Source organism: Vibrio sp. R12-SW3-ISO1, from assembly GCF_059834005.1.
Genome location: NZ_JCBDGK010000043.1, coordinates 23,785 through 47,532 on the forward strand (window position 1 = coordinate 23,785; position 23,748 = coordinate 47,532).

18 protein-coding genes are annotated in these 23,748 nt (G+C 50.4%); 12 read left to right on the forward strand and 6 right to left on the reverse strand.

The features are described 5' to 3' along the window. The first annotated feature begins 9 nt into the window (after positions 1-9). Both AC6R0R_RS12850 and AC6R0R_RS12855 read left to right on the forward strand, forming a co-directional pair. Positions 10-1,236, forward strand: a complete 1,227-nt coding sequence (locus tag AC6R0R_RS12850) for an ABC transporter substrate-binding protein (RefSeq protein WP_487901734.1) — start codon at positions 10-12, stop codon at positions 1,234-1,236. A 135-nt stretch (positions 1,237-1,371) separates the two neighbouring features. Further along, positions 1,372-4,506, forward strand: a complete 3,135-nt coding sequence (locus AC6R0R_RS12855; RefSeq protein WP_500626981.1) for a beta-galactosidase — start codon at positions 1,372-1,374, stop codon at positions 4,504-4,506. A gap of 78 nt (positions 4,507-4,584) precedes the next feature. Here AC6R0R_RS12855 and AC6R0R_RS12860 read toward each other — a convergent pair whose 3' ends face one another. Next, the gene (locus AC6R0R_RS12860; protein ID WP_500626982.1) at positions 4,585-5,919 is read right to left on the reverse strand and encodes an MATE family efflux transporter; all 1,335 of its coding nucleotides are present in this window, start codon (positions 5,917-5,919) and stop codon (positions 4,585-4,587) included. A 421-nt stretch (positions 5,920-6,340) separates the two neighbouring features. Here AC6R0R_RS12860 and galE point away from each other — a divergent pair, with 421 nt between their 5' ends. The 4 genes from galE to galM all read left to right on the forward strand — a co-directional run bounded on the left by galE (position 6,341) and on the right by galM (position 10,803). After that, a complete protein-coding gene (gene galE, locus AC6R0R_RS12865) occupies positions 6,341-7,360 on the forward strand; it encodes a UDP-glucose 4-epimerase GalE (RefSeq protein ID WP_500626983.1) in 1,020 nt (339 codons plus the stop codon). An 85-nt stretch (positions 7,361-7,445) separates the two neighbouring features. Next, a complete protein-coding gene (locus AC6R0R_RS12870; RefSeq protein WP_500626984.1) occupies positions 7,446-8,498 on the forward strand; it encodes a UDP-glucose--hexose-1-phosphate uridylyltransferase in 1,053 nt (350 codons plus the stop codon). 73 nt (positions 8,499-8,571) lie between these two features. Next, complete coding sequence (galK, locus tag AC6R0R_RS12875; RefSeq protein WP_500626985.1) at positions 8,572-9,732, forward strand: galactokinase; 1,161 nt, start codon at positions 8,572-8,574, stop codon at positions 9,730-9,732. A gap of 9 nt (positions 9,733-9,741) precedes the next feature. Continuing rightward, positions 9,742-10,803, forward strand: a complete 1,062-nt coding sequence (galM, locus tag AC6R0R_RS12880) for a galactose-1-epimerase (RefSeq protein ID WP_500626986.1) — start codon at positions 9,742-9,744, stop codon at positions 10,801-10,803. A 57-nt stretch (positions 10,804-10,860) separates the two neighbouring features. On the opposite strand, the gene AC6R0R_RS12885 is transcribed toward galM, so the two are convergent. Both AC6R0R_RS12885 and AC6R0R_RS12890 read right to left on the reverse strand, forming a co-directional pair. Next, complete coding sequence (locus AC6R0R_RS12885) at positions 10,861-11,862, reverse strand: substrate-binding domain-containing protein (RefSeq protein ID WP_500626987.1); 1,002 nt, start codon at positions 11,860-11,862, stop codon at positions 10,861-10,863. 150 nt (positions 11,863-12,012) lie between these two features. After that, positions 12,013-12,570 (reverse strand): gamma-glutamylcyclotransferase family protein, encoded by a 558-nt coding sequence (locus tag AC6R0R_RS12890; RefSeq protein WP_487901727.1) that lies wholly within the window; start codon positions 12,568-12,570, stop codon positions 12,013-12,015. A gap of 236 nt (positions 12,571-12,806) precedes the next feature. On the opposite strand from AC6R0R_RS12890, the gene AC6R0R_RS12895 reads away from it, so the two are divergent. After that, a complete protein-coding gene (locus tag AC6R0R_RS12895) occupies positions 12,807-13,991 on the forward strand; it encodes an NnrS family protein (protein ID WP_500626988.1) in 1,185 nt (394 codons plus the stop codon). Positions 13,992-14,092: 101 nt separating this feature from the next. On the opposite strand, the gene dapD is transcribed toward AC6R0R_RS12895, so the two are convergent. Both dapD and AC6R0R_RS12905 read right to left on the reverse strand, forming a co-directional pair. Continuing rightward, on the reverse strand, positions 14,093-15,124 hold the full coding sequence (gene dapD, locus AC6R0R_RS12900; RefSeq protein ID WP_334551414.1) for a 2,3,4,5-tetrahydropyridine-2,6-dicarboxylate N-succinyltransferase: 1,032 nt from the start codon (positions 15,122-15,124) through the stop codon (positions 14,093-14,095). Positions 15,125-15,456: 332 nt separating this feature from the next. Then, on the reverse strand, positions 15,457-16,068 hold the full coding sequence (locus AC6R0R_RS12905) for a peroxiredoxin C (RefSeq protein WP_487901725.1): 612 nt from the start codon (positions 16,066-16,068) through the stop codon (positions 15,457-15,459). Positions 16,069-16,268: 200 nt separating this feature from the next. Here AC6R0R_RS12905 and AC6R0R_RS12910 point away from each other — a divergent pair, with 200 nt between their 5' ends. The 4 genes from AC6R0R_RS12910 (at position 16,269) to AC6R0R_RS12925 (ending at position 21,906) form a co-directional block, all read left to right on the forward strand. Next, positions 16,269-17,174: a hydrogen peroxide-inducible genes activator gene (locus tag AC6R0R_RS12910; RefSeq protein ID WP_334551412.1), complete on the forward strand. Its 906-nt coding sequence runs from the start codon at positions 16,269-16,271 to the stop codon at positions 17,172-17,174. A gap of 639 nt (positions 17,175-17,813) precedes the next feature. Further along, complete coding sequence (gene aceB / locus AC6R0R_RS12915; RefSeq protein WP_500626989.1) at positions 17,814-19,478, forward strand: malate synthase A; 1,665 nt, start codon at positions 17,814-17,816, stop codon at positions 19,476-19,478. Between the two features lie 152 nt (positions 19,479-19,630). Next, positions 19,631-20,944, forward strand: coding sequence for an isocitrate lyase (aceA, locus tag AC6R0R_RS12920; protein ID WP_487901723.1), 1,314 nt, complete (start codon positions 19,631-19,633; stop codon positions 20,942-20,944). Positions 20,945-21,126: 182 nt separating this feature from the next. Then, a complete protein-coding gene (locus AC6R0R_RS12925; RefSeq protein ID WP_500626990.1) occupies positions 21,127-21,906 on the forward strand; it encodes a TSUP family transporter in 780 nt (259 codons plus the stop codon). A 106-nt stretch (positions 21,907-22,012) separates the two neighbouring features. Here AC6R0R_RS12925 and grcA read toward each other — a convergent pair whose 3' ends face one another. Then, complete coding sequence (gene grcA / locus AC6R0R_RS12930; protein ID WP_334551405.1) at positions 22,013-22,390, reverse strand: autonomous glycyl radical cofactor GrcA; 378 nt, start codon at positions 22,388-22,390, stop codon at positions 22,013-22,015. A 324-nt stretch (positions 22,391-22,714) separates the two neighbouring features. Here grcA and nfo point away from each other — a divergent pair, with 324 nt between their 5' ends. Continuing rightward, positions 22,715-23,608: a deoxyribonuclease IV gene (gene nfo, locus AC6R0R_RS12935; RefSeq protein WP_500626991.1), complete on the forward strand. Its 894-nt coding sequence runs from the start codon at positions 22,715-22,717 to the stop codon at positions 23,606-23,608. The last annotated feature ends 140 nt before the right edge of the window (positions 23,609-23,748 follow it).

Here is a 23,748-nt window from a genome sequence, read left to right on the forward strand (position 1 = left end):
GACCTGAATATGAAATACGTGAAACACCTTGCTGCTACCGCAATACTCGGTGCAACTCTTTCGACATCCGCATGGGCTGGCACTTTGGTGATCAACTCTGACGCCTCAGACCCTGCACCTAAAGAGGCGTGGGCTGAAATCATCAAGCGATTTGAGCAAGAGTACCCGGATGTCACCGTCAAATATAACCTCTACGATCATGAAGCGTATAAAACGACCATCCGTAACTGGTTGGTGACTTCGCCGCCGGATGTGGTGTTCTGGTATGCGGGTAACCGTATGAAAACCTTCGTTGATCGTGGCCTGTTTGAAGATGTGAGTGACATCTGGACAGACAACAATATGAAGCAAGACTTCACCGCTTCGGCGCCCGCGATGACGGTCAACGGCAAGCAATACGGTGTGCCTTACACTTATTACCAATGGGGTATCTACTACCGCCAAGACATCTTTGAGCAGTACGGTATTGCTGAGCCAAAAACGTGGGACGATCTACTTAAAGCCTCGGCGACATTGAAAGAGAATGGCGTGGCACCGTTCACCATCGGTACTAAATATCTTTGGACGGCGGCGGGTTGGTTTGATTACATCAACTTACGTACCAACGGCCTCGATTTCCATATCCAGTTGATGGACGGCAAAGTGCCTTACACCGATGAGCGAGTGAAGAAAACCTTCGCGAACTGGGCACAGTTGGTGGAGCCTGGTTATTTCCTAGAAAACCATGCGTCATATTCCTGGCAAGAGGCGCAGCCGTTCCTCTACAACGGTCAGGCGGCGATGTATCTGATGGGTAACTTCATTACCCCTAACTTCCCGAAAGAGTTGGATGGCAAAATGGGCTTCTTCCAATTCCCGGTGATCGACCCTTCCGTTCCGATGGCGGAAGACGCGCCGATGGATACGATTCACATCCCATCAAAAGCGAAAAACAAAGAAGACGCACGTAAGTTCCTTCAGTTTGTCGCTCGTGCGGAAAATCAGCAATTGATCAACGAGATGTTGTTGCAGATCCCAACCAACAACAAAGCGAAAGCGAAAGCGGATCCGTTCCTAGACAAAGGGGTGGAAATGCTGGCGAACGCGGAAGGTACGGCGCAGTTCTATGACCGAGATACCGATCCTGCAATGGCGAAAGAAGGGATGAAGGGCTTCCAAGAGTTCATGGTTCACCCTGATCGCATCGACGACATTTTGCAAAAACTGGATAAGGTCAGCAAACGCACCTTCAAATAAGGTTTTGATACGCTGACGGCGAGTCTATTCCCCTGTACATAGACCTGCCAGAGTCAGCCGACTGAGCGCACTGCTCCACTCGTGGCCTCTCGAGTCAGTGCGCTCTTTTTTATCACTGAGATTAAGAGTGTTGTTATGAGAACTTTTGCCGATATTCTGGCAGCGCGAGAGTGGGAAAATCATCACGTCACCCACCACCATGTTCTGCCCGCACATGCCCCTTTCCACGCTTACCAAAACGAAGACGATGCCTTGCAAGGGAGAGGGTCTGCCCAGCAAACGTGCTTGAATGGTCAATGGCAGTTTATGCTGTTCTCGGCGCCGAGTGAGGTGCCAGAAGCGTGTGTTGAGAAAAGTTTTGATGACAGCGCTTGGTCGCCAATCACGGTGCCATCCAACTGGCAGTTACAGCCGCAGGTTGACGATCGGCCAATTTACACCAATGTGAAATATCCGTTTGCGGACACGCCGCCAATCGTGCCGAAGCACAATCCGACTGGGGTTTATCGCACCACGTTTGAGGTGTTGCCACAGCCCAATGAGTTAACGTGGGTCACCTTTGATGGCGTCAACAGTGCCTTTCACCTGTGGTGCAATGGCGTGTGGGTCGGTTATTCGCAAGATGCCCGTTTGCCCGCCGAATTTGATCTAACGCCTTATCTTCAGGAGGGGCGTAACCAGTTGACGGTCATGGTGATGCGTTGGTGTGACGGTTCCTACTTGGAAGATCAAGATATGTGGTGGCTAAGCGGTATTTTCCGTGATGTCACCTTAACCCGAAAACCGCGACTGCACATTCAAGATGTGGAGATTCGCACTGAGTTGGCGGCAGGGTTTCATCAGGCCACGCTTGGTGTGACGACCACTTTATCGCAAAAAGAGGTCGCCAATCGCGTACGTGTGCGTCTGTTTGATGCCAAAAAGCAGCTGGTCGCAGAGCAAGTCAGCACGGTGGGATTACAGTTTGTCGATGAAAAAGGGCCGTGGAGCGATAAAGCGCAGCATGCCCTTGACGTTCAAGCGCCGATACTATGGAGCGCAGAGCGCCCTTACTTGTATCGCGCCGTTGTTAGCTTGCTTGATGAGCATGACACGGTGATCGATTGTGAGGCGTATTCGGTCGGTTTTCGTGAGGTACGTATTGAGCACGGTCAGCTGAAAGTGAATGGCGAAGCGGTGCTCATCCGTGGCGTCAATCGTCATGAGCATCATCCAGAGCTTGGTCATGTGATGACAAGAGAAGATATGCTCCGCGACATCCAACTGCTCAAGCAGAACAATTTCAACGCGGTACGTACTGCGCACTATCCAAACCATCCTCTGTGGTATCAACTGTGCGATGAGTATGGTCTTTATGTGGTGGATGAAGCCAACATTGAAACCCACGGCCAGTTTCCGATGTGCCGCTTGTCCGACGACAGTGAATGGCTACCGGCCTACCTGCGCCGTATCACTCGGCTGGTGGAGCGCGATAAGAACCATGCGTGTGTCATCATTTGGTCGCTTGGCAACGAGTCGGGGATCGGGAATAACCATCATGCGATGTATCAATGGGTCAAACAGCGTGACCCTTCTCGACCTGTCCAATATGAAGGCGGCGGCGCGATGACCGCCGCGACCGACATCCTATGTCCGATGTACGCACGGGTCGATTGGGATCTGCCAGTCGTGAAGCATCAACCACAGGTCACGCCGCGTGTCGGGATTCGTAAATCCATTGCACTGCCTGATGAGACGCGTCCCCTGATTTTATGTGAATACGCTCATGCGATGGGTAACAGCCTCGGCAGCTTTACGCACTACTGGCAAGCGTTTCGAGATAACCCGCGCTTGCAAGGGGGATTCATTTGGGATTGGGTCGATCAAGGTCTAACTAAGATAGCGCCGGATGGCCAAACGTATTGGGCCTATGGCGGGGATTTTGGTGATGAAATCAATGATCGTCAGTTTTGCATCAATGGTCTTCTGTTCCCAGATAGAAGCGCGCATCCCACCCTGCAGGAAGTCAAAAAAGCGCAGCAGTTTTACCAGTTCCGCCTGCTATCGACTCAGCCATTGGTGATCGAGGTAGAGAGTGAGTACCTGTTTAGCGCCAGTGACAACGAGATACTTGATTGGAGTGTCACTTGTGAAGGAGAGGTGCTGCACCGTGGTCAGCTTGATCTCAATTTGGCGGCAAAATCGATGCAAAGCTTAACCTTGAGCGAGCAGCCCATCAGCAGTGGTCGCTGCGCCCCGTATTACCTCAACCTAGAGGTGCGCCTTCGCCAAGAGACTGCTTGGGCAAGCGCCGGCCATGTGACCGCCATCGAGCAACTGGAACTCTCAGTTGAAACGGCGCTACCGAGTCCGAACATCAAGCCTGTTGGCGCTATCAATACCTCTGACAGCGCAAAAGCCTTGCTGGTCTACAGTGATGATTTTGCGCTCGAGTTTGACAAATCAATAGGCGCGATCGTCAGTTGGAAAGTCAACGACAGCGAAAAGCTGACCGCACCGATCGTCGATAACTTCTACCGGGCTCCGCTTGACAATGATATTGGCACCAGTGAGGCCAACAAGCTCGACCCCAATTCTTGGTTTGCGCGTTGGCAGTCGATAGGGCTCGATTCATTGACCCGAGAGCTTGAGCAGTTTGAATGGTATCAAGCTGAGCAAGGAATTGTGGTGGTGAGTCAGCAGCGTTATTCCCATCAAGGTAAGGCGCTGATCCGCTCGACGTGGCGCTATACGGTGGCCAGTGATGGCAGTGTGAGTTTGGATGTCGATGTGACGCTTGCTCAGCATCTACCCCCACTGCCGCGTATCGGTTTAGAGCTGGCGTTGTACGATGGCGAGCATCACGAGTCTATAGAACAGGTCTCTTGGCTGGGCCGCGGCCCACATGAGAACTATCCGGACCGATTAGCGTCTGCGCACATCGGGAGCTATCAACAATCGCTGGATGCGATGCACACGCCGTACATTTTCCCAAGTGACAACGGCTTGCGCTGTGATGTCACGCAGGCCAAAGTGGGTGAGTTGCTCATCGAGGGGCAATTTCATTTTGCCGTCAGTCGCTACAGTTTGCGCAACTTAGCCAGTGCCAAACATACGCATGAGTTAACCAAAGGGGACACCTGTTACGTGCGAATTGATGGTGCGCATATGGGCGTGGGCGGTGACGATTCGTGGACGCCTAGCGTGCATCGGGCTTATCTTCTGAGTGATAAACGCTATCGCTATCAGGTGACACTGTCGTTGAGCCACGCTCAAGCTGACGAGGAGTAGGGGATAAATATGAATAGGGATAGCGAGCGCTATCCCTGTTGTTTAACGACGGTCTGGTTACTGATGACAAATGGTCGATCACTGAAGGGTGTAGCGTGTCCACACTTTTGAGCGCCAACGCCTTGCCATGATGATGCCGCGAAACCACTCGTCGAGTGCAATCGCCATCCAGGCACCGAGCACGCCATAGCCCCAGTAGACGCCAAATACATAGCTCATGCCGACACCGAACCCCCACATACTGATGATGCCCATTTTAACCGGGAACTTGATGTCGCCAGCGGCTTTGAGCGCCGAGATAAAGATGAGGTTAAAGACGCGCCCTGCTTCGAGGACAATCGAACCGGCAATCAAGGTCGCGGTTAGGGCGGCGATCTCCGGCTCTGTGGTAAAGAGGGCGATGATGGGATCGCTCAGCAAGTAGACGATGACCGTCAACAGCGTCGAGACGCAAAAGCCAACCACAAAATACTTTTGCACTAGAGACAAAATCGAGTCAATCCAACCGCGGCCTATGTAGTAGCCCGCTTGAATCTGGCTACCTTGCCCGAGGGCAAGCGCAAAGGCAAAGGAGAGGCGAGCGATGTTCTGTGCGTAGGTGAAGGCGGCCAATGAGGCGGTACCCATCTGGACGATAAAAAAGGTGATGCAGATTTGCGCCATGTTGTAAGAGAGCACTTCTCCGGCATTCATGGCGCCAATTTTGACGATGCGTGAGTAGATAACGCGAGGGATTGCTCGATACTCGGCAAATGGTATCTCGATGCCAGAGCGTTTAACCGCCGCCCAGAGGATCACGGTGCTGAGCACCTGACTGACGACAGTGGCAATCGCCACCCCTTGTACCCCATAGACCGGCAAGCCAAAAGGCTGATAAAGGGCGATGTAGTTACCGATGATATTGAGCACGCCGCACACCAAGTTGACCACCATGGGAGAGCGGGAAAAGCCGTTACTGCGCAAAATAGTGGTCAGCACGATGCCGAGGGTGACGTTAAAAGTCATCGCGCCGCTGATCAGCAGGTACTCTTGGGCGTACTGTTCGACCTGAGCTTCTAATCCATAGAGCGGCAGAAACGCGTAAGCGCCCCAGATCGACAGTCCACTCAGGCAGATACCGACCAGGGCAGAGAGAAAAATACTGGCGACGCTAACATGGGCAGAATCTTGTACACGGCCTGAACCATTGTATTGCGCAATCAAAATACCCGTGCCGCTGCTGACCATCGACGAGACGATGATCAAAAAGAACGACAGTTGAGAGATGACGCCCACCGCCGAAACGGCTTTATCAGAGAAACCACTGAGCATGAAGACATCGCTAGTATTGAGCGCTGTTCGCAGCAAGATCTCGACAAATAGCGGCCAAGTGAGTGCGACGATCTTCATGCGTTTATCTATCGTATTTGGCATGGGTGGTCCTAACTGTGGTGCCCCGGTGGCGAGTTTGCAGGGTGCGGTAGGGCTGGCAAAGGCAAAGTCGCAAATTGTCCGGTGCTGGGCTGGATATGCAAATCAGTTTCTTCGTTATGATTCTTACTTGATGAGAAAATGTCCATAATTTTTCTCTTCTGTGAAAACGTTTCACAAAGTTTAGTTAGGGATTGTGACCTTGATAGAGATATTGATGGCTTTGGCTTCCTTGGCCGGTAGTCCTCTTTCTGACGGGCTAAGGAAAAGGGGCGGGTAGCAGTCAAATCCATTATTGGTGAGTAATTTGTGGAAACGTTTACACTATGAGAAATTGATCACGGAAACTAGGCGCGAATGATTGCTAGACTTTTGAGCAAGCAGAGTCATTTCTGAGCGATTGCGAACCAGAGCGAGGCAAACAGTGAAAGTATTAGTAACGGGTGGAATGGGTTACATCGGTAGCCACACATGTGTACAGATGATCGAAGCAGGCATGGAGCCTGTGATTATCGACAACCTCTGCAATGCCAATCAAGAAGTGTTGAACCGTATTGAAGCGCTCACCAAGGTGAAGCCGATTTTTCATCAAGGTGATGTGCGCGATGAGGCGTTTCTCGATGGTGTTTTTGCTCAGCATGACATTGCCGCCGTGATTCATTTTGCTGGATTGAAAGCGGTCGGGGAGTCGGTAGCCAAGCCACTCGAATACTATGACAACAACGTGAATGGCTCCTTAGTGTTGGCGCGCTGCATGCGTAAAGCGGGCGTGAAAAGCTTAGTGTTTAGCTCTTCCGCGACAGTGTATGGCGACCCGGCTAGCGTTCCGATCACCGAAGAGTCACCGACAGGCGCGACGACCAACCCATACGGTCGCAGTAAGTACATGGTCGAGCAGTGCTTATCGGATCTCTTTGCGGCGGAAAACGATTGGAGCATTACCTTGCTGCGCTATTTCAATCCAGTCGGCGCCCATCCATCAGGCTCAATGGGAGAAGATCCGCAAGGCATTCCAAATAATTTGATGCCCTTCATCGCTCAAGTTGCGGTGGGGCGGCGAGAAAAATTGTCGGTCTTTGGCAGTGACTACCCGACACCCGATGGCACCGGAGTGCGTGACTACATTCATGTGATGGATTTAGCGGATGGGCACATCGCAGCATTGAAATCGGTAGGCGCGCGCGCTGGGTTGCACATTTTTAATTTGGGGACCGGCCAAGGCTCCAGTGTGCTTGAGATGGTCAATGCCTTTAGCCAAGCCTGCGGTCAGCCGATTGCGTATGAGCTGTGCCCAAGACGCCCAGGAGATATTGCCCAGTGCTTTGCCAGCACCGAGAAAGCAGAACGAGAGCTGGGTTGGAAAGCGAGCCGCAGCATAGCAGATATGACGGCCGATACATGGAAATGGCAGTCCACAAACCCTCAAGGTTACGGCGCGTCATAACGCGCAGCGAGCCGAGCTGGGCATGAGTTAGGCAAAGGTTAAGCAAACAGTTAAGAGTTTTTGTGTTTAAGGTTGAGTAAGTAAGATGTCGAATATTGAATTTAATCCTGTGGATCACCCACATCGCCGCTATAACCCATTGACTGGGCAGTGGATATTAGTCTCGCCTCATCGAGCAAAACGCCCTTGGAGTGGCGCAGATGAAAAGCCCGCGCAGGATGCGTTGCCTCGTTACGATGCGCACTGTTTTCTTTGTCCTACCAACACTCGTATCTCTGGCGATGTGAATCCTGATTACCGCGGCACCTATGTGTTCAATAACGACTTTGCCGCTCTGATGGTTGATTCTCCAGACGCGCCAGAGTCTGACAATCCGCTATTTAAAACCCAAGGTGTGCGAGGCTTGAGCCGCGTGATCTGCTTCTCTCCCGATCACAGCAAAACCTTGCCGGAATTACCCGTGGCTCAAATTCGTGGGGTGATTGACACTTGGAATGAACAGATTGAAGAGTTAGGCCAAGAGTACCTATGGGTTCAGGCGTTTGAAAACAAAGGCGAGACCATGGGCTGCTCTCAGCCACACCCACATGGTCAAATCTGGGCCAACAGCTTTCTGCCGAATGAAATTGAACGCAAAGAGCGCCACCTTAAAGCCTACTTCGAAGAGCACGGGCGCAACTTGTTGGTTGATTATGTCCAAGCCGAGTTGAAAGACGGATCGCGCATTGTGGTCGATACTGAGTATTGGGTCGCCGTAGTGCCTTACTGGGCCGCTTGGCCGTTTGAGACCATGCTGTTACCCAAAGCGCACATCCGCCGCATGAGTGAACTCAGTGATGCTCAGCGTGATGATCTCGCGCTGGCGATCAAAAAGTTAACCAGTCGCTATGACAACTTATTCCAGTGCTCCTTCCCTTACTCGATGGGTTGGCATTACGCACCGTTTTTTGAACAAGGGACGGACATTGAGCACTGGCAACTGCACGCACTCTTCTACCCACCGTTGCTGCGCAGCGCCACGGTAAGAAAATTTATGGTCGGCTATGAGATGCTGGCAGAAAGCCAGCGTGACTTAACCGCAGAGCAAGCCGCGCAGCGTCTAAGAGACGTCAGTGACGTGCATTACAAAGAGGCCTAAGCCGAGTCTGTTACGCGTGAACGCCGCACGTGGCGTTGACCCACTGAATGCTATTTTTTAAGAGAAGAACCTTATGTCTGAACTGATCCAAAATGTGAAGAGCTCGTTCGAGAAGGTGCTAGGCTATGCGCCATCGCACATTATTCAAGCGCCGGGGCGCGTCAACTTGATTGGTGAGCACACCGACTACAACGACGGCTTTGTTCTCCCTTGCGCGATTAACTACCAAACGGTGGTGGCGGCGGCAAAGCGTGATGATAACCTCGTGCGTGTGGTGTCGGTTGATTACGGTAACGCCGTGGATGAATTCGATGTCACCCAAGCCATCACCTTTGCGCAAGACAAAATGTGGGCCAACTACATTCGCGGTGTGGTCAAGTGTTTGTTGGCGCGAGGGTACACCTTCAACGGCGCGGACATTTCGGTCAGTGGTAATGTGCCTCAAGGTGCGGGTCTCAGCTCGTCAGCCGCGTTGGAAGTGGTCATTGGTCAGACGTTTAAAGAGTTGTACAAGCTTGATATTTCTCAAGCCGAAATCGCACTCAACGGTCAGCAAGCGGAGAATGAGTTTGTGGGGTGTAACTGCGGCATCATGGATCAAATGATCTCCGCTGAAGGGCAAGAAAATCATGCGATGTTGCTAGATTGCCGTACGCTAGAGACTCAATCAGTATCGATGCCTGCAGAGATGTCAGTGGTGATCATCAACTCGAATAAAAAACGTGGGCTGGTCGATAGTGAATACAACACTCGCCGCGAGCAGTGTGAAGAGGCCGCACGTATTTTCGGTGTGCCTGCGCTGCGCGATGTCACTATTGAGGAGTTCAATGCCAAAGCATCCGAGCTCGATGCTGTAGTAGCTAAACGTGCACGTCATGTCATTACCGAAAACGATCGCACTTTAGAAGCGGCACAAGCGCTGAGAAACAATGACATCAAACGCATGGGTGAGCTGATGGCCAAATCGCACGCCTCGATGCGTGACGATTTTGAAATCACGGTCAAAGAGATCGATGTGTTAGTCGAGATGGTCAAAAAGGTCATCGGTGACCAAGGCGGCGTACGGATGACCGGCGGTGGTTTTGGTGGCTGTATTGTAGCGCTTGTTCCGCCCGCGCTGGTGGGAGATGTTCGCGCCGTCGTTGAGGCGCAATACGAAGCGCAAACGGGGCTCAAAGCGTCGATCTATGTTTGCCAAGCCAAGCAAGGCGCTGGCCTGGTTACAGCGGAATAAGGAAACCCCATGACTCATGCTCTATTTGAGACCATGACGGCGCAGCCAGCCTATGATGGTGAGGCAGCGCAGTTGGTCGAATTGAACAACGCAGTGGGGACTCGCGTTGTGCTGATGGACATCGGAGCCACTTGGCTCAGTTGTCGTTTGCCTTTGGCGAGCGGGGAGCAACGTGAAGTGTTACTTGGTGTAGGGGCCATGGAAGACTTCCAGCGCCAACAAGGTTACTTGGGGGTAACCGTTGGACGTTATGCGAACCGTATCGCCAATGGTCTTTTTCAGATAGAGGGTGAGTCCTATCAAGTGTCGACCAATCAAGCGGGTAATTGTCTGCATGGCGGCGCCGAAGGGTTTGATAAGCGACGCTGGCAGATCGTTGAGCGCAGCGAACAGCACGTTCTGTTTGCGTTGCACTCGAAAGATGGCGATCAAGGCTTTCCCGGCAATGTCACTGTTTCGGTGCGTTATCTGCTCAGTGACGACAATGCGCTGCACATTGACTATTTGGCGACCAGTGATAAAACCACGCCAATCAATCTCACCAATCACGGTTACTTCAATCTCAATGGCACCACTAGCGGGCTGGATGCGCGCGCGCATACCCTCTCTATTGAAGCCGACTACTACCTACCTACCACCGAGGTCGGGATTCCTTTGGGTGATCTGGTGAGCGTCGAAGGCACCAGTTTCGATTTTCGCCAACCAAAATCGGTTGCGGTAGACCTATTGGCTGACACGCAGCAGCAACAAGCCAAAGGCTACGATCACAGCTTCTTTCTCGCTCCAGAGCGAGAGGTGAAGGCGCCGATCGCAACCTTAACAAGTCAAGATGAGCGCGTCAGCGTCAGTGTCATCACCACGCAGCCAGCGATTCAACTTTATACTGGCAACTGGTTAGGCGGCGCGCCAAGACGAGAAGGGGGCGAATATCAAGATTATGCGGGCATTGCGCTGGAAACTCAGTTTTTGCCTGACTCGCCCAACCACCCAGAGTGGCCGCAACCAAGTTGCCTGTTAAAGCCGAAAGAGCAGTATCGTCAGCAGACCATTTATCAGTTTATGTGTCATTAATACAACCGCCCTCATGGAGGGCGGTCTCATAAGGTTATCTCGCGGACAAGGTGTTGTTTATGACAGTCGCTCTACTGAGTTTCTGCGCACCACGGTGGGCGAAAAAATGATGGTGTCGCTCTCTTCCGGTTCCCCTTTGGCGAGTGCAAGGGCGAGTCTCGCGGCCTTCTCGGCCATCATCTGAATGGGGTAACGCACCGTCGTCAGCCTTGGATGAACATAGCGAGCAATCAAGCCATCATCGAACCCCATCATCGAAACCTGCTGCGGCACAGCAATGCCATTTTCATCGAGTACCGACAATGCGCCCGCCGCCATGTAATCGTTGTAAGCGACGACGCCAGTGATGACCAACGACTTGGTGAGTAAGTTGGTCATTGCGATTTCACCGCCATCACTATTGGGCTCACCGTACTCAATGTACGCCTTGGACAGATCGATCTTATGGTCTTTGAGCGCCGCTAAATACCCTTCAATACGTTGGCCCGAGTCTTCAATTTGATGCGAGGAGGCGATGCAGGCGATGTGTTTGTGGCCGTTACGAATCAGGTATTCCGTTGCGAGGTAGGCGCCTTTGTGGTTATCCAAAGAGATGCAACGTTCTGCGAGCGCAGGGATATGACGGTTGATGATCACCATGCCTTTCACTTCTTTGGCATAGCCCTGAAGCTCTTCATCAGATAAGGCTTTTGAGTGGATGACTAACGCATCGCAGCGGTTATTGATCAAAAGCTCAATGGCTCGGCGCTCATCCTCTAAGCTGTGGTAGCCGTTGCCGACCAAGATATGCTTGCCATGCTCATGAGCAACGTTGTCGACCGCTTTGACTAAGGTACCGAAAAACGGATCAGAGACATCCCCCACCAAAACGCCGACCGTATTGGTGCTTTGGCTCACTAAGGCTCTGGCTGCCGCGTTTGGGCGATAGCCCAGTTTGCTCATTGCTTGCGTGACGGCCGCGATGGAGGACTTGCTTGCTTTGGGGGATTTATTAATGACGCGTGATACCGTGGCGACCGACACACCGGCTTCTTTTGCGACGTCTTTTATTGTTGCCATCTTGAACCTCGTTTTCTGATTCGTTCATTAAACACCCATTGTGAAAATGACGCAATCATTGCGCGGTTTTAAAGATGCAAATACGAGCCCTAGCGCTTGTTTTTACTGCTTTTAGGCTCGGTGTAAACGTTTCAAATTATCACGCTTATTTCACCTGACGATAGCCACCAACGCATCGATATGCGGATGGTGCGCTTGGGTGACGCCCGCGAGGTTGCCATACTTCGGCTGGTGGCGATCATTTTCCAGTGGATGATGCCAGCCAAACGTTGAGTGGATAAACTGCTCGGCAAAGTTCTCGGAGATCTCCAAACAACCAGCCAACACGGTATCGACGTAGGTTTGCATGATGGGCATCAGTGAGCAAGGGGGCTCGGGCGCGTCTTTTATGTAGACCCAAACGCTGTCTTCGCGAGTAAGCGGTTGTGTCGTTTCAATATTGGCGTGGGGGATCGCCACGCGATGATAGCCGCGCTCACGGCGATCAAATTCGCTTATCTCGCCCGGTGAGATGGCGAGCAAAACGCCATTCACTAAGCCTTCCCCTCGATCAACCACCAAGGGGGAGAGGGTGTAACTGTCGTCCACTTTTCCCCAATAGCGTTTAAACCCGTGCACGACACTGGGAATAGCTGGAGCGGTTTTGCCTGTGAGTTGGCGTGAGGCGGAATTCATCAAACTGCCGTAACCGAAAATGTAGTGCGCCATGACTTTCTCCTCTATTTTTTCTTTTAAGCTACCTTGCTCGCATATAAATGAAAAGCATCAATGTTGCGCATGTTCAGTTCGAGTTGATGTAACTAAGACATCGTTATATGTGTCATTTAGACATCAATGATTGAGCTAATTGCGTTTATCTTATTGATTCTATTAGATTGATTAAATGGTCTAATTATTGCTGTTAGTGGAGTCTTACTGATAGGGCCGCGTGTGGAGATTTAGGCTTGATTACGATTACAGATAAACAGCAGGAAGAGCGCATTACGCCAATTTGGCGCTTAGGGTTTCGTCCATTTTTTCTACTCGGCAGCGTCTACGCCATCGTGGCAATCGTTGGCTGGGTGTGGATGTTTCAGACTGGCCAGCCAGAAGCTCTGCAAGTGCCAGCTTTGTGGTGGCATGTGCATGAAATGGTGTTTGGTTTTGCCATGGCGATTGTGGCCGGTTTTCTGCTCACCGCTGTGCAAAATTGGACGGGAATCCAGGGTACAAAAGGTCCCTGTTTGATGCTACTGAGCCTACTTTGGCTTGTGCCGCGTGGCCTGTTTTGGGCGCCTGTGCCTCTGTGGATCACTGCCACTATTGAAGCCCTATTTCTGCTGCTACTGGCCTATGAGGTCGGAAGGCGAGTGGTCAAAGTGAAAGGGTGGCGAAACCTGTTCTTTGTGCCGCTTATCGTGTTGGCGCTAGTGGCGAGCTTTGCAAGTTATGCCACAGTCAAAGGCGTCGCGCCATTTGCGTCAAGTAGCGTCTGGCAGGCGATGCTGTGGTGGTTCACCTTGCTGTTATCGGTCATGGGCGGCAGAGTAATCCCCTTTTTTACGGCGCGGCGTTTTGAGTTTACGCAAAGTGAACGTCTAGTGTGGCTAGAGTGGTGTGCCAATGGGCCACTCATAGCCCTGTTCATATTGAGCTTCTTCCCTTTAACTATGGTGCAATTTGGCGCGCCGCTGATGGGGTTGGCCGGAGCTGCGCAGTCGATTCGGTTATACCGCTGGCGACCTTGGCGCACGTTTAGTGAGCCCTTGGTGTGGTCGCTGCATGCTGGTTACGCGTGCATACCGCTGAGCTTGTTACTGCGCGCGGTAATGGACAATCCTTTTGCCACCCATACGCTGCTGCATTTGTTTGCCATTGGCGCGCTTGGCGGCGTCATTCTGGCAATGATTGCACGCGTTACCATGGGGCATACCGGTCGCTCGATTTATCAAGGGCCCAATATGCGTTGGGCTTTTTCTGCGCTGTTGTGCGCGGCGTTAGTGCGTGCGGTGCTGGTCGTGATATGGCCGGAGCATATGATCGGTTGGGTTAACCTCAGCGCCGGGTTATGGGTATTTGCCTTTGGGCTTTATATGGTGAAGTTTGTGCCGATGTTGCTCAAACCACGAGTCGATGGTCACCCCGGTTGAGCGCATTCATACGAAGAGTGTGAGAATAAACAGAAGGGACGAAGAGAAAAAGGGTTGGCATGGTGCCAACCCTTCATTGTCGTTGATGACCTAGTGCATCATTAGTTGTTGCTGTGCAGCTCTGAGTTAAGCTCTACCGCAGTTTTGTTGGCAAGGCACTCGATTTGACCGGTCACTGAGTTGCGGCGGAACAGCAGATCCGAAACGCCTGCGAGGTCACGAGCTTTCACTACTTCGACTTCGTTACCTTGTGAATCAAGCATGCGCACTTTAGAACCCGCCGTCACGTAAAGACCAGACTCAACCGTACAACGATCGCCCAGTGGGAAACCAAGACCCGCGTTCGCGCCAAGTAGCGAGTTCTCACCAATCGAGACCACGACGGTACCGCCGCCTGATAGGGTACCCATGATAGACGCACCGCCGCCGATGTCTGAACCGTCACCCACAACCACACCCGCAGAGATACGGCCTTCTACCATGCTCACACCTGTGGTGCCGGCGTTGAAGTTAATAAAGCCTTCGTGCATCACGGTAGTACCTTCACCGACGTGTGCGCCAAGGCGAACGCGTGAGGTGTCTGCAATACGAACGCCTGCAGGCACAACGTAATCCACCATTTTCGGGAACTTGTCGACACAATCGACCGTCAGAGTGCGACCTGCTAGGCGCGCATCCATTTGACGCTCAGCCAATTCTGGTAGATCGATTGGGCCTTCGTTGGTCCATGCGATGTTGTGCAGTAGGCCAAAGATGCCATCCAGCACCGTGCCATGCGGCTTAACTAGGCGGTGAGAAATCAGCTGTAGCTTGAGGAAACCTTCTGCCACGGATGCTGGTTTGTCATCTGTCGCAAGTACCACAAGGACTAATGGTTGAGCAGACTGCGCCGCTTTCTCTGCAAACGAGGCGTTCGCCACATCACCGTGAGCAGCAAAGGCAATGGCAAGCTCTGCACTTTGCGCCGCAGAGATTTCGATGGCCTGGTTACCTTGCTCGTAACCTGCCACGGTCGCTACTGCGTCAACCAGCGCATCCGCTGGGTTGAGCACTGGGTTTGGAAAAAACGCTTCGATGATTTTTCCGTCACGGTTTTTAGTCGCGCTACCAAACGCAAGTGAGAAGTAAGCCATGTTGAATCTCCATTGTCTAAATTAGGCATTAGCGGGGTGCCGCTATCAATTGAATTCATCATAAAGAGAGCGACTCAGAACTTAAAGACCGAGGATCGATAAAGTCCGTAAGTCGATATTTTTTGTCTCTTTAGCGATATGTAGTCTCTTTAGCGATATATGGCTTCTTTAGCTATATAAGCTAATCCTGAATGAAAAAAGCCCACACCGAAGTGTGGGCTTGCTTTGAGACTTTACTAAACTGATTGGCGTTGCGCTTATTGCGCATTATGCGTTGTCGCTTTATATCGTCCAACCATAGCGTCCAGTGAGCTTGGACGCCGGAGGCAAAATTACTTTTTGCCTAGGTCTGAAGAGTGCTCAGATAGGAATGCTGCCACACCTTTTGGTGATGCATCCATACCTGCTTTACCTTCTTCCCATTGTGCTGGGCATACTTCACCGTGTGTTTGGTGGAAGTTTAGTGCGTCTACCATACGTAGCATTTCGTCGATGTTACGACCTAGAGGAAGATCGTTCACAACTTGGTGACGAACAAGGCCGTCTTCATCGATTAGGAACGAACCACGGAAAGCCACACCTGCTTCTGGGTGCTCTACGTCGTACGCTTTACAGATTTCGTGTTTAACGTCTGCAATCAGTGGGTATTTCACCTGACCGATACCGCCATCTTCGATAGCTGTGTTACGCCATGCGTTGTGAGAGAATTGAGAATCGATAGAAACACCGATCACTTCAACGCCTTTCGCTTTGAAATCTTCGTAGCGGTTATCAAAAGCGATCAGCTCAGATGGGCAAACGAATGTGAAGTCTAGCGGGTAGAAGAAAACAACCGCTTTCTTACCTTTTGTAAACTCTGCAAAGTTGAAGTTTTCAACGATTTCACCGTTACCTAGAACAGCTGCTGCAGTAAAATCAGGGGCTTGACGACCTACTAGTACCATTTTTATTGCTCCTAAAAGTATGGTTTGTTCCAAGCATTGGAGTGGTCTCCTTTGCTTAGTCCGTGTTTTTGCGAGACAAAGTGTAGTACAAATTGTAGTATTGAAATAAATGAATTAATTAGATTAAGTTAATCGAAAAAAGCGATAATGCCAAAAGGGTTAACTGGATCAATGCCTAGCTAGAAGTTATCAATAAATCTATGAATAAGTGGCCTAGCCTCAAGCAGTTACATTATTTGGTGACTCTGCATGAAACCCGTCATTTTAGCGATGCCGCTGAAAAATGCTTCGTCAGTCAATCAACCCTAAGTAAAGGCATTCAGAATTTAGAAGATCTGATTGGCTGCCCCCTCTACGAAAAGAAAGACAAAAAAAGCCCGTTAGTGTTCACCCATGTTGGCGAGCAAGTGGTAAAGCATGCACGTGAATTGCTTGCTCGTGGCCAAGATCTCGCCGAGCTTGGCCGTCTTTGCCAAGAAGATGAGATGCATGGGCAGTTAAAAGTGGGCTGCATACCGACGATTGCGCCCTTTCTTCTCTGTGACTTGGTGCAAGAGGTCAACACACGCTTTCCCAACTTGCATCTTCTATTACGTGAAGATACCACGACCAATTTGCTTGCCGCGCTGCGTCAGGGAGAGTTGGATGTGCTGATTCTCGCCATGCCAGTGGACATTGGTGAGATGGAAAGCAAAATTGTGGGCAGCGATCCATTTCGTATGATCATCAGCCGCCATCAAGCGGACGCGATCCGCACTCCGATTAAGTACGCTGATCTGCCGGACGAATCGGTCTTCTTACTAGAACGAGAGCACTGCCTGACCGAACATGCTGTCTCTGCCTGTCAATTAACCGACAAAGAGAAGATCAATCCGTTCTCTGCCACCAGTCTACATACGTTAGTGCAGATGGTGGCGAATGGACTCGGTACTACTTTTATTCCACAAATGGCCATCGACCACGGCCTTATCGATAACCAAAACTTGGTGGTGGTGGATGCCCCTGGGCAGCAAGCCCATCGTCATATCGGGCTGGTTTGGCGTCCAAGTTCGTCACGTGTGGCGACTTTTCATCGTCTAGCTGATGTGGTTTCACAACTGCTCTAGCAAATAGTCGTAAGGCTATTGCGTTCTGTTGTTGCGATTTCTCGCTAAAATACACACTGCTTTTTCGGGTAAAGTTAGCATTTTATTCTGTTCGTAAACTTTGACGTGTAAAATTTCACAACAAAACTTTGATGAAGCTTTCATTAAATTGTGAAATTTCACACTGTCAATTTTACAGCCCAAACAAAAGGGGCTGTTTAATCTTTGTCCTTCTAGGGCGCTCAAAGTCATCTGAGACAGGCGTTACCCCTTTCTATAAAAAATCAAACGTTCGTTTGAAACGCGTTCACATGCCTAATTTTACTGTAATTAAATTACGTAACTTGTTACGACTTTGACACAGAAATAGGGCCTTTATCTCGATCGGGATAAAACTTTGAATTTAACGTTTTGTTTACTTTAGGTCTTTTACTCTATCTAGGTTTGGTATAGCTTAAATGCAGGCCTAGTAAGACTTATGTCTAGATTGCAAACCCAGAGAAGGTTAGTGAAAGTAGAGCCAGACAAGAAAAAATAAGCGGATAAAAACAGCAGCGACACTGAGCAAGTCGGAATGTAAAAGTGTTGTTTAATAGTTACAAATGAACATTCGCTAAGAAACGTGAATCATACAAGAGAGCAAAAATAAGGGACATCACTATGCTTGCAAACACACCAGACAGAGACACCCTATCACAGGACCCAAATGGTCAAGCTCGTCGCAATAAAATGAGCGCCCAAGAAGGCATGCTTGAGGTTACTGGCTCCCTTTCGCCACAACATCAGGCAATTTTCCCTGTTGAAGCCCAAACCCTATTATCTCTGTTGTGTGAGCAGTTTGCGCCGCGTGTGGATGAGCTGCTGGCAGCACGTGAAGTGCGCCAAGCGGCCATCGATGGTGGGCAACTCCCAGACTTTTTGCCTGAGACGCAAGACATCCGTGAAGGCAGTTGGAAGATCTTAGGGATTCCTGACGATCTGCAAGATCGCCGAGTAGAAATCACCGGCCCGACAGACAGAAAAATGGTCATTAACGCTTTGAATGCCAACGTTAAAGTGTTCATGGCCGACTTCGAAGACTCCATGTCACCTGCTTGGGATAAAGTGTTGGACGGGCAAATTAACTTGCGCGACGCGGTAAGAGGGGAGATCAGCTACACCAACCCTGACAATGGTAAGCACTACCAATTGAATGACGATCCAGCGGTGTTAATTTGTCGTGTACGTGGTCTCCATTTAAAAGAGAAACACGTGACGTTTAACGGCCAAATTATCCCCGGCGCTCTGTTTGATTTCGCGCTCTATTTCTACAACAACTACCAAGCGCTTCTTAAAAAAGGCAGCGGCCCTTACTTCTACATTCCCAAGTTGCAATCCCATAAAGAAGCGCAGTGGTGGAGTGAGGTGTTCCACTTCACCGAAGATTATTTTGGTCTGGATACGGGCACCATTAAGGCAACCGTTTTGATTGAAACCTTGCCTGCGGTATTCGAAATGGACGAGATCCTCTTTGCGCTCAAAGAGCACATTGTTGGCCTCAACTGTGGCCGTTGGGACTACATCTTCAGTTACATCAAAACATTGAAAAAGCACCCAGATCGCGTGTTGCCAGACCGCCAAGTGGTCACGATGGACAAGCCGTTTTTGAACGCCTACTCACGCTTGTTAGTGCGCACTTGTCACAAACGCGGTGCCTTTGCGATGGGGGGAATGGCGGCCTTTATTCCAGCCAAAGATCCTGAGCAAAACCAGCGCGTGCTAGACAAAATTCAAAACGACAAATCGCTAGAGGCGAATAATGGTCACGATGGTACTTGGGTCGCTCACCCAGGTCTTGCGGATACCGCAATGGCGGTGTTTAGCCAAGTGCTTGGCGAGCGCCGAAATCAATTGGATGTCACGCGAGAAGAGGATGCGCCTATCACGGCAGAGCACCTACTCGCCCCGTGTGAAGGCAAGCGCACCGAAGAAGGGATGCGACACAATATTCGCGTCGCGCTGCAATACATCGAGGCGTGGATCTCGGGCAACGGCTGCGTTCCCATCTACGGCTTAATGGAAGATGCCGCGACCGCTGAGATCTCTCGCGCCTCTATCTGGCAATGGATAGCGCACGGCAAAACTCTTGATAACGGTCAAGTGGTCACCAAAGCCTTGTTTGAACAATACCTCTCTCAAGAGATTGAGGTGGTGAAACAGGAAGTGGGCGAAGCGCGTTATCAAGCGGGGCGCTTTACCGAGGCGGCTGACTTGATGGCCAAGATGACCACCAGTGATGAGTTGGGGAATTTCCTCACCATTCCAGGCTATGACTACTTAGATTAACCACGGATTTAACCATAACTATCGTTTTATTAATAACAATAACGTGAATGCAGATGGCGGGTAAGGTTGTACCGCCACACCATCTAACAAAAGAAACAAAAGGATCGTGCGCCGCCCCTACCGGTAGCACTCAAAACAAGAGGGATAGACCAATGACAAACTTAACTCGTCGCCAACAAATCGAAGCTCTAGAAAAAGACTGGGCAACCAATCCACGCTGGAAGCATGTGAAACGTCCATACACGGCTGAAGAAGTGGTCGAACTGCGCGGCTCTATGGTGCCGGCTAACACCATCGCTCAGCGCGGTGCGGATAAATTGTGGTCATTGGTCAATGGCAGCGCCAAAAAAGGCTACGTGAACTGTTTGGGTGCACTGACCGGTGGTCAAGCAGTACAACAAGCCAAAGCTGGGATTGAAGCGATTTATCTCTCAGGTTGGCAGGTGGCAGCGGACAACAACACCGCGTCTACCATGTACCCAGACCAATCGCTCTACCCGGTGGATTCTGTCCCTTCAGTGGTGAAACGCATCAATAACTCGTTCCGTCGCGCTGACCAGATCCAGTGGTCAAACGGTAAATCACCAGAAGATGAAGGCGGCATTGATTACTTCTTGCCTATCGTTGCTGATGCAGAAGCTGGTTTTGGTGGTGTACTCAACGCGTATGAGTTGATGAAGTCGATGATCGATGCGGGCGCCGCGGGTGTGCACTTTGAAGACCAGCTAGCGTCAGTGAAAAAATGTGGCCATATGGGCGGTAAAGTATTAGTACCGACTCAAGAAGCGGTGCAGAAATTAGTGGCAGCGCGCCTGGCCGCCGACGTTTCGGGCACGACTACCCTAGTAATTGCTCGCACCGATGCGAACGCCGCCGATTTGTTGACCTCTGACTGTGACCCATACGATGCGGACTTTATTGTTGGAGAACGTACACAAGAAGGCTTCTACCGAGTACGCGCTGGCATCGACCAAGCGATTGCGCGTGGTCTTGCTTACGCTCCGTATGCGGATCTCATCTGGTGTGAAACCGCTACGCCGTGTCTTGAAGAAGCGCGTAAGTTTGCTGAAGCGATTCATGCCGAGTACCCAGATCAACTGTTGGCGTACAACTGCTCGCCATCATTCAACTGGGAGAAAAACTTGGATGCAGAGACCATCGCCAAGTTCCAACAAGAACTGTCGGATATGGGCTACAAGTACCAGTTCATCACTCTAGCGGGTATCCACAACATGTGGTTCAACATGTTCGAACTGGCGCACGACTATGCGAAAGGCGAAGGCATGCGCCACTACGTGGAGAAAGTGCAGCGTCCTGAATTCCAAGCGGCAGAAAAAGGCTATACCTTCGTTGCGCACCAACAAGAAGTGGGCACCGGGTACTTTGATAAGATGACCAACACCATCCAAGGTGGTCAATCATCAGTGACTGCATTAACCGGCTCAACCGAAGAAGACCAATTCTAGTAGTCCCCACCCTTATGAGTCTTATGTGGGATAACAAAATGCAGGCTGTTATCCCCATGACTCAACTGTTTAGGCATTTGTATTGACATGCTTTTGAGCGGCCATTGGTCGCTCTTTTTTGTTTTCCATCATCAAGTCACCAGTGGTACTCTGCGCATCTTACCCCTTATCAACTGATCGTCATGGAACTCACCATAGATATTTTCACCCTGCTGTTTTTTGTCGCGGCATTCGCTGGCTTTATTGATGCGATGGCAGGGGGAGGCGGGCTTATTACGCTTCCGGCTTTGTTGGCCGTAGGCATCACGCCAGCACAGGCGTTGGCGACCAATAAGCTACAAAGCTCATTTGGGAGCTTCTCCGCAACTTGGTATTTTGTTCGGCGCGGCATTGTTAATTTGAAAGCGATGCGCCTTGCGATTCTCTGCACCTTTGTCGGCGCTGCACTTGGCGCCCAGGTCGTGCAATACATTGATGCTGGCGTCTTAACCAGTTTGATTCCGCTGCTGCTGGTGGCGATCTCGCTCTATTTTCTTTTGATGCCAAAGACCAAGGCGCAATCGGGTGAGCCTCGACTCTCTGAAGCGATGTTTGCACTCTCGGTCGGTGGGGGCGTGGGGTTCTACGACGGTTTTTTTGGGCCGGGGACAGGTTCGATTTTTACGGTTTGCTTTGTCGCGTTAGGCCACTACTCCTTAGTGGATGCGACGGCAAGAACCAAAGTACTGAACTTTACGTCAAACATCGCCGCGCTGTTACTATTCGTTCTGGCAGGTTTACCGATTTGGGAGCTAGGGCTAGTGATGGCGGTCGGCGGTTTTCTCGGCGCTAGATTGGGGGCGAAAGTGGTGATCGCGCAAGGTCAGAAGTGGATTCGCCCGCTGGTCATTATTATGTCGATGTTGATGGCGCTGAAGTTACTCTGGGAACAGCATCAGAGTACCTTTTTGGCTTGGTTTTAGAGCGCAGAGTTCAATCAAAGCACTGTGAATAGATTAGAAAAAAAACAGTCGATTAGAGAATAAAAAACGGCGCGAGATGCGCCGTTTTTTTATGATGGTGTCGAGCTTACAAAGACTCGGTAAATGTACGAGCAATAACGTCGCGCTGCTGTTCAGGCGTCAGTGAGTTGAAACGCACTGCGTAACCAGAAACACGAATCGTTAGCTGAGGGTACTTCTCAGGGTGAGCAACGGCGTCTTCAAGGGTTTCACGCTTAAGAACGTTGACGTTTAGGTGCTGACCACCTTCGATCTTTGGTGCCGTTTCAATGGCTACTTCACGGCTTTCGTACTCACCCAATTCGTTAATCGCTACGACTTGGTCTGCTTCGTAGCCAGTGTTTGCCGCTACGCAGCGTGCTTCATTTTTCTCGCTGTCTAGTAGCCAGATTGAGTTAAGTAGTGCGTCGTTTGCTGCTTTAGTAATCTGAATGCCTTGAATCATTACTGTCTCCTAGTCCACTCTTGGGTGGTGAGTTGGTGTTAACTTTCGAATTTCGTTGAGCTACGTATTATATAGCGAATGTCCCTTATGATAGTATTGAGTTAGGTCAAAAAACAACTAAAAACATTAATTATTTTAAGGTTAATTCTTTGCGATAAATCAATAAAACCTTTAAAAATAGTATTTTAAAAAATATTTTAAAATATTAACTATTTTTTAATTTTATAAATGTTGTAAATTTACTACATTTTGCATGTATTGATTGAGACGCAGACGATAAGTTGTTGTAATTCCATCCCCGAACTGAAAGTGTAAAGTGATTAAATGACAATCTCATCATCGAACAGTGATAGAAAATGGGTCGGCGCGCATGTTTCCGCCGCGGGTGGTGTCGATATGGCACCGATTCGCGCTCATGATATTGGCGCCAACGCCTTTGCTTTGTTCACCAAAAATCAACGCCAGTGGGCGGCGAAGCCGCTCGATGCAGAGACCATCGCGCGTTTTAAAGCCAACTGCAAAAAGTACGGTTTTACGCATGAGCAAATCTTACCGCATGACTCCTACCTGATTAATCTAGGTGCGCCTGAAGCGGAAAAGCTCGAAAAATCTAGAGCGGCATTTATTGATGAAATGTGGAGATGTCAGCAGTTAGGACTGAGCTTGTTGAATTTTCATCCTGGGAGTCATTTAAAGAAGCTTTCTGAGCAAGCGTGTTTAGCGAGGATCGCCGAGTCGATCAATCTCGCCCATCAAGCGGTGCCAGATGTTGTCGCAGTGATCGAAAATACAGCAGGCCAAGGCACGAACCTTGGTTGGCGCTTTGAGCATTTGGCGCAGATCATTGAACAGGTGGACGATAAAACTCGGGTGGGCGTTTGCCTCGATACTTGCCACACCTTTGCCGCTGGCTATGATCTTCGCAGTGTTGAGGCATGTGACGCGACGTTTTCCGAGTTTGAGCAAGTGGTGGGCATGCACTATTTACGGGCGATGCACATCAATGATTCAAAGTCGGCCTTGGGCAGTAAAGTGGATCGCCACCATGCGCTGGGCGAGGGGGAGATTGGCTGGCCATGTTTTGACTATATCGCCAATGATGCACGGTTTGATTCTATCCCTTTGATATTAGAAACAATTAAGCCTGATCTTTGGCCTGATGAAATTGCTCGTTTGCGCCGCATCGATCAAAAATCACCGGTAAATGTCTCAGCGTAACTAAAATTGGCACCAATCTTTCATAGTAAATAGTGATGTTACTCACAAGAGGGTGCCTATTATGCCTCATTCAGTTGTTACACCTGCGATCCGTTTTGCACGTTTACCTATGCCCAACCGTCATGTGAATGGTCAAGGAC

What these genes read in the sequence shown, in the direction of transcription:
- AC6R0R_RS12850 (WP_487901734.1), top strand. Translation starts at nt 10, where the DNA reads ATGAAATACGTGAAACACCTTGCTGCTACCGCAATACTCGGTGCAACT.
- AC6R0R_RS12855 (WP_500626981.1), top strand. Translation starts at nt 1,372, where the DNA reads ATGAGAACTTTTGCCGATATTCTGGCAGCGCGAGAGTGGGAAAATCAT.
- AC6R0R_RS12860 (WP_500626982.1), bottom strand. Translation starts at nt 5,919, where the DNA reads ATGCCAAATACGATAGATAAACGCATGAAGATCGTCGCACTCACTTGG.
- AC6R0R_RS12870 (WP_500626984.1), top strand. Translation starts at nt 7,446, where the DNA reads ATGTCGAATATTGAATTTAATCCTGTGGATCACCCACATCGCCGCTAT.
- galK (WP_500626985.1), top strand. Translation starts at nt 8,572, where the DNA reads ATGTCTGAACTGATCCAAAATGTGAAGAGCTCGTTCGAGAAGGTGCTA.
- galM (WP_500626986.1), top strand. Translation starts at nt 9,742, where the DNA reads ATGACTCATGCTCTATTTGAGACCATGACGGCGCAGCCAGCCTATGAT.
- AC6R0R_RS12885 (WP_500626987.1), bottom strand. Translation starts at nt 11,862, where the DNA reads ATGGCAACAATAAAAGACGTCGCAAAAGAAGCCGGTGTGTCGGTCGCC.
- AC6R0R_RS12890 (WP_487901727.1), bottom strand. Translation starts at nt 12,570, where the DNA reads ATGGCGCACTACATTTTCGGTTACGGCAGTTTGATGAATTCCGCCTCA.
- dapD (WP_334551414.1), bottom strand. Translation starts at nt 15,124, where the DNA reads ATGGCTTACTTCTCACTTGCGTTTGGTAGCGCGACTAAAAACCGTGAC.
- AC6R0R_RS12905 (WP_487901725.1), bottom strand. Translation starts at nt 16,068, where the DNA reads ATGGTACTAGTAGGTCGTCAAGCCCCTGATTTTACTGCAGCAGCTGTT.
- AC6R0R_RS12910 (WP_334551412.1), top strand. Translation starts at nt 16,269, where the DNA reads ATGAATAAGTGGCCTAGCCTCAAGCAGTTACATTATTTGGTGACTCTG.
- aceB (WP_500626989.1), top strand. Translation starts at nt 17,814, where the DNA reads ATGCTTGCAAACACACCAGACAGAGACACCCTATCACAGGACCCAAAT.
- aceA (WP_487901723.1), top strand. Translation starts at nt 19,631, where the DNA reads ATGACAAACTTAACTCGTCGCCAACAAATCGAAGCTCTAGAAAAAGAC.
- AC6R0R_RS12925 (WP_500626990.1), top strand. Translation starts at nt 21,127, where the DNA reads ATGGAACTCACCATAGATATTTTCACCCTGCTGTTTTTTGTCGCGGCA.
- grcA (WP_334551405.1), bottom strand. Translation starts at nt 22,390, where the DNA reads ATGATTCAAGGCATTCAGATTACTAAAGCAGCAAACGACGCACTACTT.
- nfo (WP_500626991.1), top strand. Translation starts at nt 22,715, where the DNA reads ATGACAATCTCATCATCGAACAGTGATAGAAAATGGGTCGGCGCGCAT.